The organism is Cellulomonas sp. GTC20042 (assembly GCF_055389595.1).
Genome location: NZ_AP043678.1, coordinates 539,253 through 553,036, shown reverse-complemented (window position 1 = coordinate 553,036; position 13,784 = coordinate 539,253). Strand labels below are relative to the sequence as shown.

Below are 13,784 nucleotides of genomic sequence, written 5' to 3'. Positions count from 1 at the left end.
GAGAGGTCGCGCGGCGGGTCGGTCTCAGGCCGGCTCGCCGCGCAGCAACGCGATCGCCCGGCGGACCAGGTCCTCCGGCGGCCAGGCCGCGACCTCGGCCCGCGCCGCTGCCACCGCCGCCGCGCCGTGCACGGTCTCGGCCCGCGCCCAGTGCTGCGCCCGCGCCGTGGCCGGCACGTCCTGCCGGGACTGGAAGACCTCGCCGAGCGCCAGCATCCGCAGGGCCGAGGCGTCCTGCGGCTCGACCGTCAGCAGCCAGGCGGCGACGCCGACCAGCGCGGTGCCGAGCACCGGGCGGTCGGTGTGCATCGGCCCGGCGGGCTGCCCGTCGCCCGACGTGCCGAGCACCGCGGTGTCCCGCACCGGGTGCCCGGGTGGCTGCACGTCCGCCGCGTGCCCGCGCAGCCGGCCGGCCATCGCCGCCAGCCCGGGGGCATCGGTGCGCCCCTCGATCGCGTGCGCGGCCAGGCAGGACGCCAGCACCAGCAGCAGCCAGGGATCCATCCCCCGGGCACCGTCGCCGGCCCGCGACGCGAGCGCCCGCAGCATCGCCAGCCCGCGTTCGGTCTCGCCCCGCCCACGCGCGGCCTCCGCCGACCCCAGACCGCCGAGCAGCGCGGAGTCCCGCACGTCCGGCGAGGCCTGCACCATCGCCGTGAACACCGCATCGGCCTCGTCGAACTCGTCCATCGCCAGCAGCGTGAAGCCGGTGGTCTGCCGCAGCCCCTCGGCGAGGATGTCGATCAGCGGTGACGCCGAGCCGGCCTGGAGCCGCGCGACGTGGATCTCGGCGATGCGCGTCCAGTCCATCGCGCGCTCCGCACGCAGCGTCTGCCCGTAGAGCCCGGCGAGCCCGACCGCCGACATCGCCTGTCCCCAGGTGTCGTCCGCGTCGCCCGCGAGCGCGTAGCCCTCCTCCTGGTACCGCAGCGCGGACTCGACGTCGCCGCCGTTCTCCGCGTAGGTGGAGCTCATCATCAGCGCGAGCCGGCGCAACGACCAGTCCGGCGACGTGCGCGCCTCCGCGAGCAGCACCTCGGACCCCTCGACGTCCAGCACGTGCGCGACCAGCTCGGCGAGCAGCCGCAGCACCGAGCCGAGGTCGGACCGTCCCGCGACCACCCGGCGCAGCTCGACCCGCGCGCGCGTCCCGGACCGCAGGTCCCCGTACAGCAGCTCGGTGCCGGCGACCAGGCACAGCCCCATCGTCCAGGCGGCGCCACGGCCGGCCGGCGGGCGATACCCGAGGCACAGCGGCAGCACCTCGCGCTGCACGTCCGCCAGCTCGTCCTGCGCGCCCTGCACCACCCAGCGCACACCGGTGACCGCGAACAGGGCGGTGATCGCATCGGTCCGACGGGTCGGCCCCGCGGTGGCGTGCTCGCGGTCCAGCGCCCGGCGCAGCAGCGTCACCAGGTTGTCCTTCTCCCGCTCGCCGACCGGGTCCAGCATGACCTGTTCCGGCCGCTGCATGTCGCCGACCATCGCCAGCGCGACGTCGCGCCCCCAGTCGAGCAGCAGGTCCAGCACCCGGTCCCGCTCGCCGACCCGGTCGACCTCGCGGTCGCCGAACTCGCGCACGGTCTCCAGCATCCGGTAGCGCATCGTGCCGGTCGGCCGGTGCTCCTGGGCGCGGAGCAGCGACTGCGCCACCAGCGCGTCCAGGTCGTCCAGCACCTGCTGCTCGGTCACCCCGTCGTCCGCCACCAGCACGGCAGCCACGTCCGCACCGAAGCCGTCGGACAGCTGCGACACCCGGCGCGCGAGCACCCGCTGCCGCTCGGTGAGCAGGTCCCAGCTCCACTCGATCACCGCGCGCAGCGTCCGGTGGCGCTCCGGCGTCCCGGCCCCGCCGCCGACCAGCAGCGCGAACCGGTCGGTCAGCCGTCGCTCGACCTCCTCGACCGTGAGCGAGCGGGTGCGGGCGGCGGCGAGCTCGATCGCGAGCGGCAGCCCGTCCAGCCGGTCGCACAGCCGCGCGACCACGTCGGCGGGCAGCGTCAGGCCGGGGCGCACCGCCGACGCCCGCTCGGTGAACAGCCGCACCGCCGGCCCGGGTGCGCCGTCCTGCTCCAGCGCCGGCAGCGGGTCCAGCGGGTGCACCCGCTCCCCCGCGACGCCGAGCGGCGCCCGGCTGGTGGCGAGCACCTGCAGCTCCGGCACCGTGCCGATCAGGTCCGCGACCCAGCCGGCCACCTCGTCCAGCACGTGCTCGCAGTTGTCCAGCACCAGCAGGGTCGGCTGCTCGGACAGCCGGTCGATCACCCGGTCGCGCAGCAGCCGGCCGCGCGCCTCCGCCATGCCCAGCCGCACCGCCGACTCCCCCGCGCGCAGCGCCTCGGCCAGCACAGTCCCGACGTCGGCCTGCTCCCGCACCGCGGACAGCTCGGTCACGTAGACCGCCCCGAACCGGCCGACGGACCGACGGGCGACCTCCTGCACCAGCCGCGTCTTGCCCAGACCCCCGGTGCCGAGCACCGTCACCACCGGCGCGGCACCGAGCAGCCCCACCACCGCGGCGACGTCCGCGTCCCGTCCGATCAGCGCGTTCGGCGCCATCCGCAGCCCGAGCACCCGCGAGGAGGACGCCGGCACGGGCGCGGCCGGCGGCTCGGACAGCAGTTCCACGTGGAACGTCGCGACCTCCGGCGCGGGGTCGGTGCCCAGGGTGTCCCGCAGCCGCTCGCGGTACTCGGCGAAGGCGGCCACCGCCTCCGAGGTGCGCCCGGCGGCGTGCAGCGCCCGCATCCTCAGCAGGTGCGCCCCGTCGTCCAGCGGTGCCACCTCGGCCAGCTCGTCGGCGCAGACCACGGCGCCAGGGTCGCCCAGGTCGAGCAACGCGCGGGTGCGCAGCCGCAGGAGGTCGCGCCGCACCCCCTCCGCCCGGACCGCCAGCGCAGCCAGCAGCGGCTCCGCGGTCGCGCCGGTGCCCGGGTCGCCGGTCCACAGCGCCAGCGCCGCGCCGGTGGTCCGGTCGGCGGTGCCGGGGTCCCCACCCGCGAGCGCCTCCCGTGCTGCCTCCGCCGCCGTCGTCGCCCGGTGCAGATCCACGTCCGCCGGGTCGATCCCGAGCGCGTACCCGGTCGCGGTCGACACCAGCAGCCCGGCGCCGTGCGCGGATCGCAGCCGCGACACCAGCGTCTGCAACGCCGCACGGCCCGAGGCGGGCGGGACATCCGGCCACACCTCGTCGACCGCGCGCGCCGCACCGATCCCCCGACCGTGCTCCAGCGCCAGCGCGAGCAGCAGGTTGGCGCCGAGACCGGCGACGGGGACGAGACCGTGACCGTCCGCGTCGGGGGCGCTCACCTGCCCGAGGACGGTCAGCCGCAGCGGCCCGGTCGCGGGAGCAGACACCGCGGCAGTCTAGGACGGCCGGCGCGCGGATCGGTCGAGGCAGCGCACGCAGGTCGTCGCCGTCGGCAGCGCCCGCAGCCGGTCCGCCGGGATCCACCCGCCGCACACCGCGCACACCTGGTGCTCCCCGCGCTCCACCCGGGCCAGCGCCCGGTCCACCGCCACCAGCCGCTCCGCCGCCTCCGCGCCCAGCACCTCCAGCAGCCGCCGCTCGTAGGCGATCGTGGCGCCCTCCGGGTCGTGCTCGTCGTCGGTCACGGACTCACGGGCGGCCTCGACCACCGCCGCGCGCTCCGCCCCGGTGCCGGCCAGCCGCGCGAGGGCCTCGGTGCGCCGCTCGTGCAGCAGGGCGCGCATCTCGGCGGGGGTGATGCGGTCGTCGGGCACGGGGCCAGTGTGCGCCGGCGGGCGTGGTGCGGCACCTGCCCGTCGAGCGAGCACCCCGTGGCTCCGGGGTCGGACGATCAGCAACGAGTCGTCGGTACGACAGTTTCGTCATTCGACACGGCCTGCGTCCCATCGGAATTAGTGTGACGAAGACCCCGGATCCGCCGGAGATGCGCCAGGACTATTGCGACTTTCGCAATACTCCTGAACTACTTCAAGGAGCCTGAATCCGGCCATCCAGTATTCGCGGACGTTCGGCCACTGGTCCACGACGCCGCCGTCGAGCCAGTACACCGGGTGTCCGCCGTCCGTCAAGGGCCCCGCCATGTCGATAATGAACAGGTCGGACTCGCCCAGGTGAATGGGGTAGACCGATTCGCGGGGAGGAAATCCGATCGCGGGGCCCTCCTCGTAGAAGGCCGCGATCATCTGCTGCGCGTACGACCAGCGCCCACCCGCTCCGAGGTCGCTCGCGCCCAGGAGGTCACCGCTGGCGAAGATGTTCGGCCATCCATTGACGCGGCGCAGCAGTTCCGCGTGCTGCGCATCGAGCGAGTGCCCCAGACGCGCCTCAGCAGCCATGAGGTCGGCATCAGTTGGCCGGTGCCCGAACGGCAGGAGCGGACTCACGATCGGGTCGACCGCCGCGAGACGGGCGCGACGCTGGAGCATCTCGCCGGCCATGGCTTCCCAGGGAACGTCTTCATTTCTCATTCTGGGCTCCAATCGAAACTGCCACGAAGGATCGTACCATCCGGCATCTGGGCCTGGAAAATGGTTGGCTTAAATCCGAGCGGAGACACATTGGATTGCGGCCCCAGCGAAAGGTTCACGGGGCCATCCTGAGCGAGCCAGTACGATGAATCCGCTCTGCCCGTCCAGGTGGCATCCGGGCCGTGTCCCACGTGCTTGCCGTCGTATCGAGTGTCTCCGACCGCCTCTGCGGCGGACCGCTCGCCAGCCGCCGCACGGCTCGCAGCCGCGCGCAACTCACCCTGCGTGGAGACACGCCCGGTCGATGAGAGGCCGCCGTCCCGGCGGGTCGCGTTCCCCGAGTCCACGTACTCCAGAGCATCACCGATCTGGCCGGTGTCCCAGTGACCCCGGATCTGGAACGTCACCGGACCGTCCCCCGCCGTGGCCGTCGCCAGCTCGTCAGCGGTCCACGGGAAGCGACCGACGGTCACGCGCTCCGCTGCGGTCGCGGTGCGCGCTCCGACAGCCGCGGCGTCAGCGACCCGCGATCCGGCGCGCGCCGCGCTGACGCCTCGGGACACCGTGCCCGCCCCGCCGGCCAGCGACAGAGCGATGTCGGGCGCGAGCCCACCCCACCACAGCCCGGGATCGTCGCGGCGCTGCTGCCCGTTCAGCAGGACGTCGGGCGCACCGAGCGGATCGGTGGTCAGCAGGTGGTAGGTACCGGTCGCTCCGTCCCACATCGCCACGGCGTCGCGCGCGAACCCGTCCGGGTCGATGACGCCCCGGATGAGATTGGTGTCCCAGGCGACGAACTTCACCGTGTCGGTCAGCCAGCCCCACGCCCCGGTGGCGAACTGACCCCAGGACCACGTGCCGTCGGGCATCCCCTCGACCAGGGCGTCGAGGGCTTCGGCGGCGGCCTGCTCGGCGCGCTGCACGACGGCCCGGGCGGCTTCCAGGTTCGCGGACGCCTGCGCCGTGGCCTTCGCAGGGTCGAGCGCGCCAGGGCGGTTCGGTCCGCGGATCGGCCGCCCGAACGGGTCGAGCGTCTTCGGGACGGGCCGCCCGAACACGTCGGTGATGCCCCCGCTGGTGAGCCCGACCGGGGCGGCGGTGGCGTACAGGGTGACCGCGGCGGCGGCCTGACGCTGCGCCCAGGCGAGCACGTCGGCGTAGCAGTACAGGGTCTCGGCGACCCACCGGTAGACCTGCCCGACCGCGCCCAGCCGTTCGGCCTCGGTGTCCCGGCGGCCCGCGTACCCGTCGGCGGCGGTGCCCTGCCACGAGGGGATCGTCCGGCGCGCCGCGCGCGCCCCGAGGTCCTCCAGGTGCCCGGCCTCGGACACGAGGTCGTCGGCGTCCCGGCGGATCGTGTCGGGTCGCCAGGGATCAGGTCGACCGGATCGGCGGTGCCGGACAGGGCCACGCTCATGGCGCACCGTCCAGGCGTGTGCCGAGCGCGGTGAGGTCGTCGCTCGCACTGGTGTCCATGAAGTCGTACGCCTCGGCGGTGCCACGCAGGTGATGGCCGACCTCCTCCACCTCCTCCGCCAGGGCCTCCAGGGCGTAGGACATGCGGTTCTCGAACCGGCGAGCGGCGGCGGCGAGCACACCCGTCCCGCCGTACTGGGACGCCGAGGCCATCAGGACGTGACGCTGCGCGGTCGTCACCAGGTCGGCGTCGCGCAGCCAGTCGTTGCCGGCAGTGCGCAGCTCCTCGGTGTCCGTGGTGAGGAACACCGGGGTCGGGCCGTCGTCGGTCATGCTCGCCTCCTCGCGAGCACGGGTTGCTCGACGCAGGCGACGCTACCGTTGAGTAGCGCTGGGGATTCTCCGGTTCGGAGGTTTTCGCACGCACCCTCGCCTGCGTGGGGCCTCGTGCGACCCGCACCACCGCGCTAGTGGCGCACGGGGCCGGCACCGGCGGCGCCGTCACACTCGTGTGGCGAGGGATATCACTCGCCACGTGAGTGTTATCCCCGCAGCACCGACGCCTTCGCCGCCGCGAACTCCTCGTCGGTCAACGCACCCTGCTCGTGCAGCACCCGCAGGCGGTCGAGCGCGGTGACCAGGTCGACCGGGGCCGTCCCCGTCGCGTCCGATCCGCCCGATCCGCCCGACCCCGCCGCGCGCCCCGACGGCAGGTCGTCCCCGGGCAGCGGCACCCGCACCCGCACGGCCTGCTCGCGCGCGACGCGGGCGGCGGCCGTCGCAGGCTGCGGCGCCAGCGCGACGCGCAGCCGTGCGGGGTCGTCGGGACGCTCCGGGTCGTACAGCGCCTGCGCCGGGCGCTTGAAGGCGTCCCGCGGGACGACGGTGCGCACCGCGTGCCGCACGCCGCACTCGTCGTCGAAGTGCACGGTGGCGAGCACCCGGCCCTGCGCGTCGGTGTCGTAGTCGGTGACCCGCGCCCAGGCGGCACGGCGTCCGGCGAGCCGCGCGAGCAGACCGGTGCGGCGCAGGCTCTGCACCCCGCCGACCACCCCGGCGACCAGGCCGATCACCAGCAGGACCGTCACCACCAGCACCGGGCGGCGCACGGCGACCTCGGTGTTGAGGCCGTCGGCCACCGCGTCGCGCCAGCCGAGCAGGGCGGCACCGGAGCCGTAGGCGAGCAGCAGGCCGACGGTCGCCCGGCCGAAGAAGCCGAGCGCGAGCGTCGCCGCACCGGCGAGCACGAGGACGCCGAGGATCGGCGCGGCGGAGGCGAGCTGGTCGGAGGCGCAGGTGCCCGCGGCGCACTCCCACTGCACGAGCGAGGACTCGTGGGTGCCGAGGTGCAGCAGCCAGCCGCCGAGGGCCAGCAGCCCGAGCAGCAGCGCCGCGCGGAGCAGGCGCGGGCCGGGCCGGGGGTCGAGCGGAGCGTCGGTGGTGCTCATGGCCCCCATCCTGCCGGGTCATCGGCCCGTGGCCGGCCGTCACACCGTCGTCACACGTCGCAGTTAGCCTGCCCGCGTGCCCCAGATCGCCGCCCACGCCCGCACCGTCCCGGCCTCCGGCATCCGGCGGATCACCGAGCTCGCGTGGTCGCTGCCGGGGGCGGTGGTGCTGAGCGTCGGCGAGCCGGACCTGGCGACCGCCCCGCACGTGCTGGAGGCCGCCCGCGAGGCGCTGGCCCGCGACGACACCCGCTACACGCCGAACGGCGGCATCCCGGAGCTGCGCGACGCCCTGGCCGCCTGGCTCGACCCGCTGCACGCCCCGGCGGTCCGCCGCGACAACGTCTGGGTGACCGCCGGCGGGGCGCAGGCGCTGCACCTCGCGCTGAGCCTGACCGTGGGTGCCGACGACGGGGTGCTGGTGCCCGACCCCGGGTACCCGCCGTTCACGATGGCGGCGCACCTGCTCCAGGCGCAGGCCCAGCCGTACGTGCTGCGCGCGGAGGACGGGTTCCTGCCCGACCCGGCGACGGTCGAGGCGGCGATCACCGACCGCACGCGGGTGCTGCTGCTCAACAGCCCGTCGAACCCTCTGGGCACCTGCCTGCCCGAGGCGCTGCTGGCCGACCTGCTCGACATCGCCCGCCGGCACGACCTGTGGGTGCTGTCCGACGAGTGCTACGCCGCGTTCACCGACGACGCCCCGCACGTCCCGGCCGCCGCGCTGGACACCGACGGCCGGGTGATGACGCTGCACACGTTCTCCAAGACGTATGCGATGACCGGTATGCGGGTGGGCGCGCTGGTGGTGCCGGACGTGCTGGCGCCGCTGATCCCCCGCGTGCAGGAGTCGATCGTGTCCTGCGTGAACACCCCCGCCCAGCACGCGGCGCTGGCGGCGATCACCGGGCCGCAGGACGTGGTGGACGACGCCCGCCGCACCTACCGCGAGCACCGCGCGGTGGCCCAGGAGGTGCTGGACGCCAAGGGGATCGGCTGGCTGCCGGCCGCCGGCGGGATCTACCTGTGGGCCGACGTGGCGCACCTGACCGGCGGCGACGTCGCGGCGTGGGCGGAGGACCTGGCGCGCACGCAGGGCGTCGCGGTCGCACCGGGCTCGGCCTTCGGCCCGGCGGGCGAGGGGTGGGTCCGGATCTCGCTGACCGCCACCGCCGACGACCTGCGCACCGGCCTGGGCCGGCTCCCCGCCCGCTGATCGGTCGGGGTGCCCCGCGCCGGCCCGCCGCCGCGCCGATCCGCCGCCGGGCCGATCCGCCGCCGGGCCGTCAGCCGCGCACGGCGCCGGGCCGCAGGTGGCGCTCGAAGAACCGCGCCGCGTCCTCGGCGGCGTGCGCGGGGACACCGGTGTGCCCGCCCAGGTTGGCCTGCAGGGTCTTCTCCGCCGAGCCGAACGCGTCGAACAGGTCGAGCGCGGCCTGCCGGTCGTTGCCGGCGTCGTCCCACTGGAGCAGCACGTGCACCGGGACGGTCACCCGCCGTGCCTCGTCCACGATCGACTGCGGCACGAAGGACCCGGCGAACAGCCCGGCGGCCACGATCCGCGGCTCCACCAGCGCCAGGCGCACCCCGATCGCGGTCACCCCGCCGGACCACGCGACGGGGCCGTCGATCTCGGGCAGGGCGAGCAGCGCGTCGATCAGCGCCTGCCACTCGGGCACCGCCGCCTCCACCAGCGGCAGCACCAGCCGGTCGACCACGTCCGCACCCGGCGCCTCGCCCGCCGTGACCGCGCGGCGCAGCTCGACACGGGCCTCGTCCACCGCGGGCAGCGAGGCCCGGTCGCCGCTGCCGGGCAGCTCGAGCGTGGCCGAGGCGAAGCCCTGGGCGGCGGCGCTGCGCGCACGGGACAGCAGCCGGGGGCGCATCGGGCCGAGCCCGCCGGGGTGGCCGAGCAGGACCAGCGGGATCGGTGCGGTCGCGTCGGCCGGGGTCCACAGGACGCCCGGGACGCCGTCGAGGGTGAAGGAGCGCTCGACGAGGCCGCCGTCGGTGCGGGGTGCGGTGAGATCCATGGTCCCGGAGTAGCACGCGACCACCGTCCCGGCGAAGGGGTTTGCGCGCTACCCGTCGAGCGCGGCGGTGAACACGTCCCGCACCTCGGGGGTGAACAGCACGAAGGTCACCTCGTCCACCACCCCGGGGCGGGCCCGGTCCCAGGCGCGCACGGCGTCCACCGCGATCCGGGCGACCTGCTCCGGCGCCCAGCCGTAGACCCCGGCGCTCACCGCGGGCACGGCCACCGTGCGGGCGCCGACCTCGGCGGCAACGTCCAGCGACCGCGTGAAGCAGGAGCGCAGCAGCGCCGGGTCGCGCTGCCCGGCGTGCGCGTTCGGACCCACGGTGTGCACCACCCAGTGCGCCGGGAGCAGTCCGGCGCCGGTCGCCACCGCGTCGCCGGTGGGCAGGCCACCGACCAGCGGTCCCTCCCGCAGCGCCCGGCACTCCGCGAGCAGCGCAGGCCCGGCCGCGCGGTGGATCGCCCCGTCCACCCCGCCGCCGCCGAGCAGCGAGGAGTTCGCCGCGTTGACGATCGCGTCCGTGCGCATGGTGGTGATGTCGCCCAGCACCGCCGTGATCCGCATGAGCGGCATCCTGCCGCGCACCCCGCCGCGCCGCCGCCCGGCGTCGCACGACCACTCGGACGGAGCACGGGCGCCGCGCCGCGATGGGTCGTAGCGTGGGGATCCCCCGCGACCGAGGAGGTCGGCATGTCCGAGCCCGCTGTCCCCCGCGACCCGCAGGTCGCCCACGATCCCCACGACGACGTGCCGGTGCTCGAGCCCGACGAGACGATCGCCCCGCGCCCCGAGGAGGAGATCGCCGACGTCGCCCGCGCGACGCCCGACCCGCAGGGGCACGGGTCCGTGGCCTGACACCACGCCCCCGATCGGGGTGAACCGCCCCGGACACGCCCGACCCCGCGGGCGCCGCGCGCCGCCCGGTGCGGCATGCTGTCGGCGTGCAGATCTCACGCGTGACCGAGGACGACTGGGAGACCGTCCGGGACGTCCGGCTCCGTGCGCTGCGCGAGGACCCCTCGGTGTTCGGCTCCTCGCTGGCGCGCGAGGAGATGTTCGTCGAGTCGCACTGGCGGATGCGGGTGCGCAGCGCGGCGACCTGGGTGCTGCACGAGGACGACGGCACCCCGCGCGGGCTGGTCGGGATGATCCAGGAGCCCGGGTCGGCGACGCACGACCGGCACGTGGTGCAGCTCTGGGTGGCGCCGGAGGTGCGGCGGCACGGCTGCGGGTGGGCCCTGCTGGACACGGTGCGCACCGCGGCGGCGGCCGAGGGCGCGACCACGGTCTCGCTGTGGGTGGTGGACGACAACCACCCCGCCGGCGACCTGTTCGTCCGTGCCGGCTACGTGCGCACCAAGGAGCGGCAGGCGCTGCCGCGCGACCCCTCGCGGACCGAGGAGCGGCTGGTCCTGCGCCTGGCCTGACCCGGCGTCAGGCGGGGTCGGGCACCGACTCCAGCAGCAGCGTCACCGGTCCGTCGTTCACCAGCTCGACGGCCATGTCCGCACCGAACACCCCCGTGCTCACGGTCAGGCCCCGGGTGCGCAGCGCCTCCACGACCGCGGCGACCAGCGGCTCGGCGACCGGTCCGGGGGCGGCGGCGTTCCAGGTGGGCCGGCGGCCCTTGCGGGTGTCGCCGTAGAGGGTGAACTGGCTGACCACCAGAACCGGGGCGTCCACCTCGGCGGCGGAGCGCTCGTCGCGCAGGATGCGCAGCTCGGCGATCTTGCGGGCGATCAGCTCGACCTGCGGGGCACCGTCACCGGGGGTGACCCCGACCAGCACCACGAGGCCCTGCCCGTCGAAGCCGCCGACCACCTGCCCGTCCACGGTGACCGACGCGCGGGTGGCCCGCTGCACGACCGCCCTCACGCGGCACCCCCGAAGGCCGGGACCACCGCGCCGACCGGCTCGCCGTGACCGAGCACCGGCGTGCGACCCAGGTCGTCCAGCGCCGCCAGGTCCGCACCGGGCACGTCGGCGGCCCCGGCGAGGCGCAGCGCCGCGACCAGCACCGCCGGGCGCGGGCGCGGTCCGCCGTCGGCGATCTTGAACGCCACCGCCGAGCCGTCCGGCAGCGCGGCGGCGTACACGCCGTCGGCCCCGTCCTTCGCGACCAGCCCCGGCACCGCTCGCATCACCCGGGTCACGTCGCGCCCGGTGCCGCCGACCAGGTCGGGGTGCGCGGACATCGCGGCGGCCACCCGGCCCTCCGGCGTCCCCGCGTCGGCGGAGGCGATCCGGGCGAAGGCACGTGCCAGGCCGATCAGCGTGGTGGAGAACAGCGCGGCCCCGCAGCCGTCGACCGTGCTGTGCCGCACCGGCGCACCGGTGAGGTCCTCGAGCGTCGCGCGCACCGCCACCTGCACCGGGTGTGCGGCGTCGCGGTAGCCGGCGGTCGGCCAGCCCGCGGCCACGCAGGTCGCCAGCATCGCGGCGTGCTTGCCCGAGCAGTTCTGCGCGACCGGCTCGGGGCCGTGACCGGCGGAACGCCACGCGACCGCCGCCTCGGCGTCCAGCGGCAGGTCGGGGGTGTTGTCCAAGGCGCTCTCGTCCAGCCCGGCACCGGCCAGCACCGCACGGACCCCGGCCAGGTGCACCGGCTCGCCGCTGTGGCTGGCGCAGGCCAGCGCCAGGTGCTCCGGCGGCAGGTCCAGCCCGGAGCGCAGCAGCGCCACCGCCTGCACCGGCTTGAGCGAGGAGCGCGCCAGCACGGTCACCTCGGGATCGCCCAGCGCGAGCCGCACCGACCCGTCCGGCGCCAGCACCACCAGGTGCCCGGCGTGCACGGACTCGACCAGGTCGCCGCGCACCACCCGGGCCAGCGGGGCGGCGGCGCTCGCGACGTCCCCGGCGGTCTCCGCGGCTCCCGCCACCAGCGCGGGCGCGGCGGCGTGCAGCCGCGCGGCGAGCCCGGGACCGTCCTGGACGGGCGTCACCAGCCGCCCCGCGACGGGCCGGAGCCGGAGCCGCCGCCGCGTCGGCCGGAGTACGGGCCGACCGCCGGGCGCACGTCCACCAGGTAGACCACCGCGGCGACCGCCGCCAGCAGCGCGAGGAAGCCGAGCCGCCCGATGCCGATCGGGTACGGGATCGCCACGAAGGAGACCAGCGTCGCGACCACCAGGATGATGGTCCAGCGCTGCTTGGTCTGCTTGCCCGCGGACAGGAACGCCTGCGCGGGGCGCCGGAGCATGTCGACCAGCGCCCACACGGACAGCGCGAAGATCGCGACGTAGAACGCCAGATAGATGAGGGACTGCGCGGCTGCGATCACGCGGCACAGCCTACGGTCCCACCCCCGCCGGACGGCGGATCAGATCTCCGGCAGCGCCTCGCGGGCCTCGCGCGGATCCACCCCGGCAGCCTCCAGCAGGTCGACCACCAGCGAGCGCAGCAGCAGGACCAGGCTCTGCACCTGCCAGTCGTCCGGCGCCAGCCGGAACGGGTCGAGCTCGCCCGCGAGCACCAGCAGCTCGCCGCGCGCCCGCAGCGGCTCGGTGCCCGACCCCAGCGCGGCGGCCAGGGCGTCGGCGGCCAGCGCCACCCGGTCCACCGCGTCGGCCAGCGGGGGCAGCGCGGCGGCGTGGTCGTCCTCGACGACCGTGGTGGAGCGCCGGGCCAGCACCCGGGCGTTGCGCACGGCCCGGTCCACGCGGACCGCGGACTGCCCGATCCACGCGAGCTCGGTCCGGTGCCGGCGGGCGGCCGGCGAGACGCGCGCCAGGTCCCGCGCGGCGGTGGCGGCGTCGTGCCACTCGTCCAGCGCGGGCTGCGAGGACCGGCCGCGGACCAGCGCGTCCTCGACGTCGGTCACCGAGCGGTCCCGCATGCCGCGGGCCAGCATCCGGAGCATCCCGGCCAGCTCCTCCACCGCCGCGCGCCCGGTGGCCCGGGGACGGCGGCGCGGGTCGTTGGGGGTCAGCGCGGCGACCGCGAGGGCCACCGCACCGCCGACCAGCGCGTCCGTCCAGCGGCCGAGCGGACCGCCCGCGGCGCCGACGGCGGGCAGCCCGACGATCACGATCGCCTGCACCCCGGCCTGGGTGGTGAGCATCGGCCCGCGGTCCAGGAACCGTCCGACCAGCGCCGCGACCGCCAGCACCACCGCCACCTGCCAGGGGCCGGTGCCGATCCCGTGCACCACCAGGTCGCCCAGGCCGACACCGAGCGCCACGCCCACGGCCAGCTCGGCGACGCGTCGCAGCTCGCGGTCGGCGGTGAAGCCCAGGGCGATCCACGCGCTCACCGGGGCGAAGAACGGCGCGCTGTGCCCGAGCAGGTGGAACGCGATCCAGTAGGAGACCCCGGCGGCCAGCACCGCCTGCGCGATCGGCAGCAGCGACGAGCGCACCCGTGACCAGCCCTGCCGGACCCGCGCCTCGGCCTGGACCCGCACCGACGACGGGCCGCGTTCCGG

15 protein-coding genes are annotated in these 13,784 nt (G+C 76.0%); 3 read left to right on the top strand and 12 right to left on the bottom strand.

The window, feature by feature from the left end; translation table 11 throughout:
* Positions 1-24: 24 nt before the first annotated feature.
* From ACZ5HG_RS02585 to ACZ5HG_RS02560, 6 genes are all read right to left on the bottom strand, one after another.
* Entirely contained in the window at positions 25-3,357 is a 3,333-nt protein-coding gene (locus tag ACZ5HG_RS02585; RefSeq protein ID WP_464180241.1) for an ATP-binding protein, read from the bottom strand.
* 9 nt (positions 3,358-3,366) lie between these two features.
* A complete protein-coding gene (locus tag ACZ5HG_RS02580) occupies positions 3,367-3,744 on the bottom strand; it encodes a TraR/DksA family transcriptional regulator (protein WP_464180240.1) in 378 nt (125 codons plus the stop codon).
* Positions 3,745-3,882: 138 nt separating this feature from the next.
* Positions 3,883-4,428, bottom strand: a complete 546-nt coding sequence (locus tag ACZ5HG_RS02575) for an SMI1/KNR4 family protein (RefSeq protein ID WP_464180239.1) — start codon at positions 4,426-4,428, stop codon at positions 3,883-3,885.
* 26 nt (positions 4,429-4,454) lie between these two features.
* A complete protein-coding gene (locus ACZ5HG_RS02570) occupies positions 4,455-5,789 on the bottom strand; it encodes a hypothetical protein (protein ID WP_464180238.1) in 1,335 nt (444 codons plus the stop codon).
* An 82-nt stretch (positions 5,790-5,871) separates the two neighbouring features.
* Positions 5,872-6,207, bottom strand: coding sequence for a hypothetical protein (locus tag ACZ5HG_RS02565; RefSeq protein WP_464180237.1), 336 nt, complete (start codon positions 6,205-6,207; stop codon positions 5,872-5,874).
* A 209-nt stretch (positions 6,208-6,416) separates the two neighbouring features.
* Positions 6,417-7,322, bottom strand: coding sequence for an SHOCT domain-containing protein (locus ACZ5HG_RS02560; RefSeq protein ID WP_464180236.1), 906 nt, complete (start codon positions 7,320-7,322; stop codon positions 6,417-6,419).
* Positions 7,323-7,398: 76 nt separating this feature from the next.
* Between ACZ5HG_RS02560 and ACZ5HG_RS02555 the strand changes: the two genes are divergently transcribed.
* Complete coding sequence (locus ACZ5HG_RS02555) at positions 7,399-8,538, top strand: pyridoxal phosphate-dependent aminotransferase (RefSeq protein WP_464180235.1); 1,140 nt, start codon at positions 7,399-7,401, stop codon at positions 8,536-8,538.
* Positions 8,539-8,608: 70 nt separating this feature from the next.
* On the opposite strand, the gene ACZ5HG_RS02550 is transcribed toward ACZ5HG_RS02555, so the two are convergent.
* Entirely contained in the window at positions 8,609-9,355 is a 747-nt protein-coding gene (locus ACZ5HG_RS02550) for a dienelactone hydrolase family protein (RefSeq protein ID WP_464180234.1), read from the bottom strand.
* A gap of 48 nt (positions 9,356-9,403) precedes the next feature.
* Entirely contained in the window at positions 9,404-9,925 is a 522-nt protein-coding gene (locus tag ACZ5HG_RS02545; protein WP_464180233.1) for an O-acetyl-ADP-ribose deacetylase, read from the bottom strand.
* Positions 9,926-10,051: 126 nt separating this feature from the next.
* Between ACZ5HG_RS02545 and ACZ5HG_RS02540 the strand changes: the two genes are divergently transcribed.
* Positions 10,052-10,216 (top strand): hypothetical protein, encoded by a 165-nt coding sequence (locus ACZ5HG_RS02540; protein ID WP_464180232.1) that lies wholly within the window; start codon positions 10,052-10,054, stop codon positions 10,214-10,216.
* An 86-nt stretch (positions 10,217-10,302) separates the two neighbouring features.
* The gene (locus ACZ5HG_RS02535) at positions 10,303-10,788 is read left to right on the top strand and encodes a GNAT family N-acetyltransferase (protein ID WP_464180231.1); all 486 of its coding nucleotides are present in this window, start codon (positions 10,303-10,305) and stop codon (positions 10,786-10,788) included.
* A 7-nt stretch (positions 10,789-10,795) separates the two neighbouring features.
* Here ACZ5HG_RS02535 and dtd read toward each other — a convergent pair whose 3' ends face one another.
* The 4 genes from dtd to ACZ5HG_RS02515 are packed head-to-tail and all read right to left on the bottom strand — an operon-like array spanning position 10,796 to position 13,763.
* Positions 10,796-11,236, bottom strand: a complete 441-nt coding sequence (gene dtd / locus ACZ5HG_RS02530; protein ID WP_464180230.1) for a D-aminoacyl-tRNA deacylase — start codon at positions 11,234-11,236, stop codon at positions 10,796-10,798.
* Positions 11,233-12,240, bottom strand: coding sequence for an asparaginase (locus tag ACZ5HG_RS02525; protein WP_464182078.1), 1,008 nt, complete (start codon positions 12,238-12,240; stop codon positions 11,233-11,235). Before ACZ5HG_RS02525 ends, dtd begins: the two co-directional genes overlap by 4 nt.
* A 59-nt stretch (positions 12,241-12,299) precedes the next feature.
* Positions 12,300-12,641 (bottom strand): DUF2516 family protein, encoded by a 342-nt coding sequence (locus ACZ5HG_RS02520; RefSeq protein WP_464180229.1) that lies wholly within the window; start codon positions 12,639-12,641, stop codon positions 12,300-12,302.
* A gap of 39 nt (positions 12,642-12,680) precedes the next feature.
* Positions 12,681-13,763 (bottom strand): FUSC family protein, encoded by a 1,083-nt coding sequence (locus tag ACZ5HG_RS02515; protein WP_464180228.1) that lies wholly within the window; start codon positions 13,761-13,763, stop codon positions 12,681-12,683.
* Positions 13,764-13,784 lie beyond the last annotated feature (21 nt).

Coding starts and splice junctions, on each gene's coding strand:
- ACZ5HG_RS02575 (WP_464180239.1), bottom strand. CDS start 4,428: ATGGCCGGCGAGATGCTCCAGCGTCGCGCCCGTCTCGCGGCGGTCGAC.
- ACZ5HG_RS02565 (WP_464180237.1), bottom strand. CDS start 6,207: ATGACCGACGACGGCCCGACCCCGGTGTTCCTCACCACGGACACCGAG.
- ACZ5HG_RS02560 (WP_464180236.1), bottom strand. CDS start 7,322: ATGAGCACCACCGACGCTCCGCTCGACCCCCGGCCCGGCCCGCGCCTG.
- ACZ5HG_RS02550 (WP_464180234.1), bottom strand. CDS start 9,355: ATGGATCTCACCGCACCCCGCACCGACGGCGGCCTCGTCGAGCGCTCC.
- ACZ5HG_RS02545 (WP_464180233.1), bottom strand. CDS start 9,925: ATGCGGATCACGGCGGTGCTGGGCGACATCACCACCATGCGCACGGAC.
- ACZ5HG_RS02540 (WP_464180232.1), top strand. CDS start 10,052: ATGTCCGAGCCCGCTGTCCCCCGCGACCCGCAGGTCGCCCACGATCCC.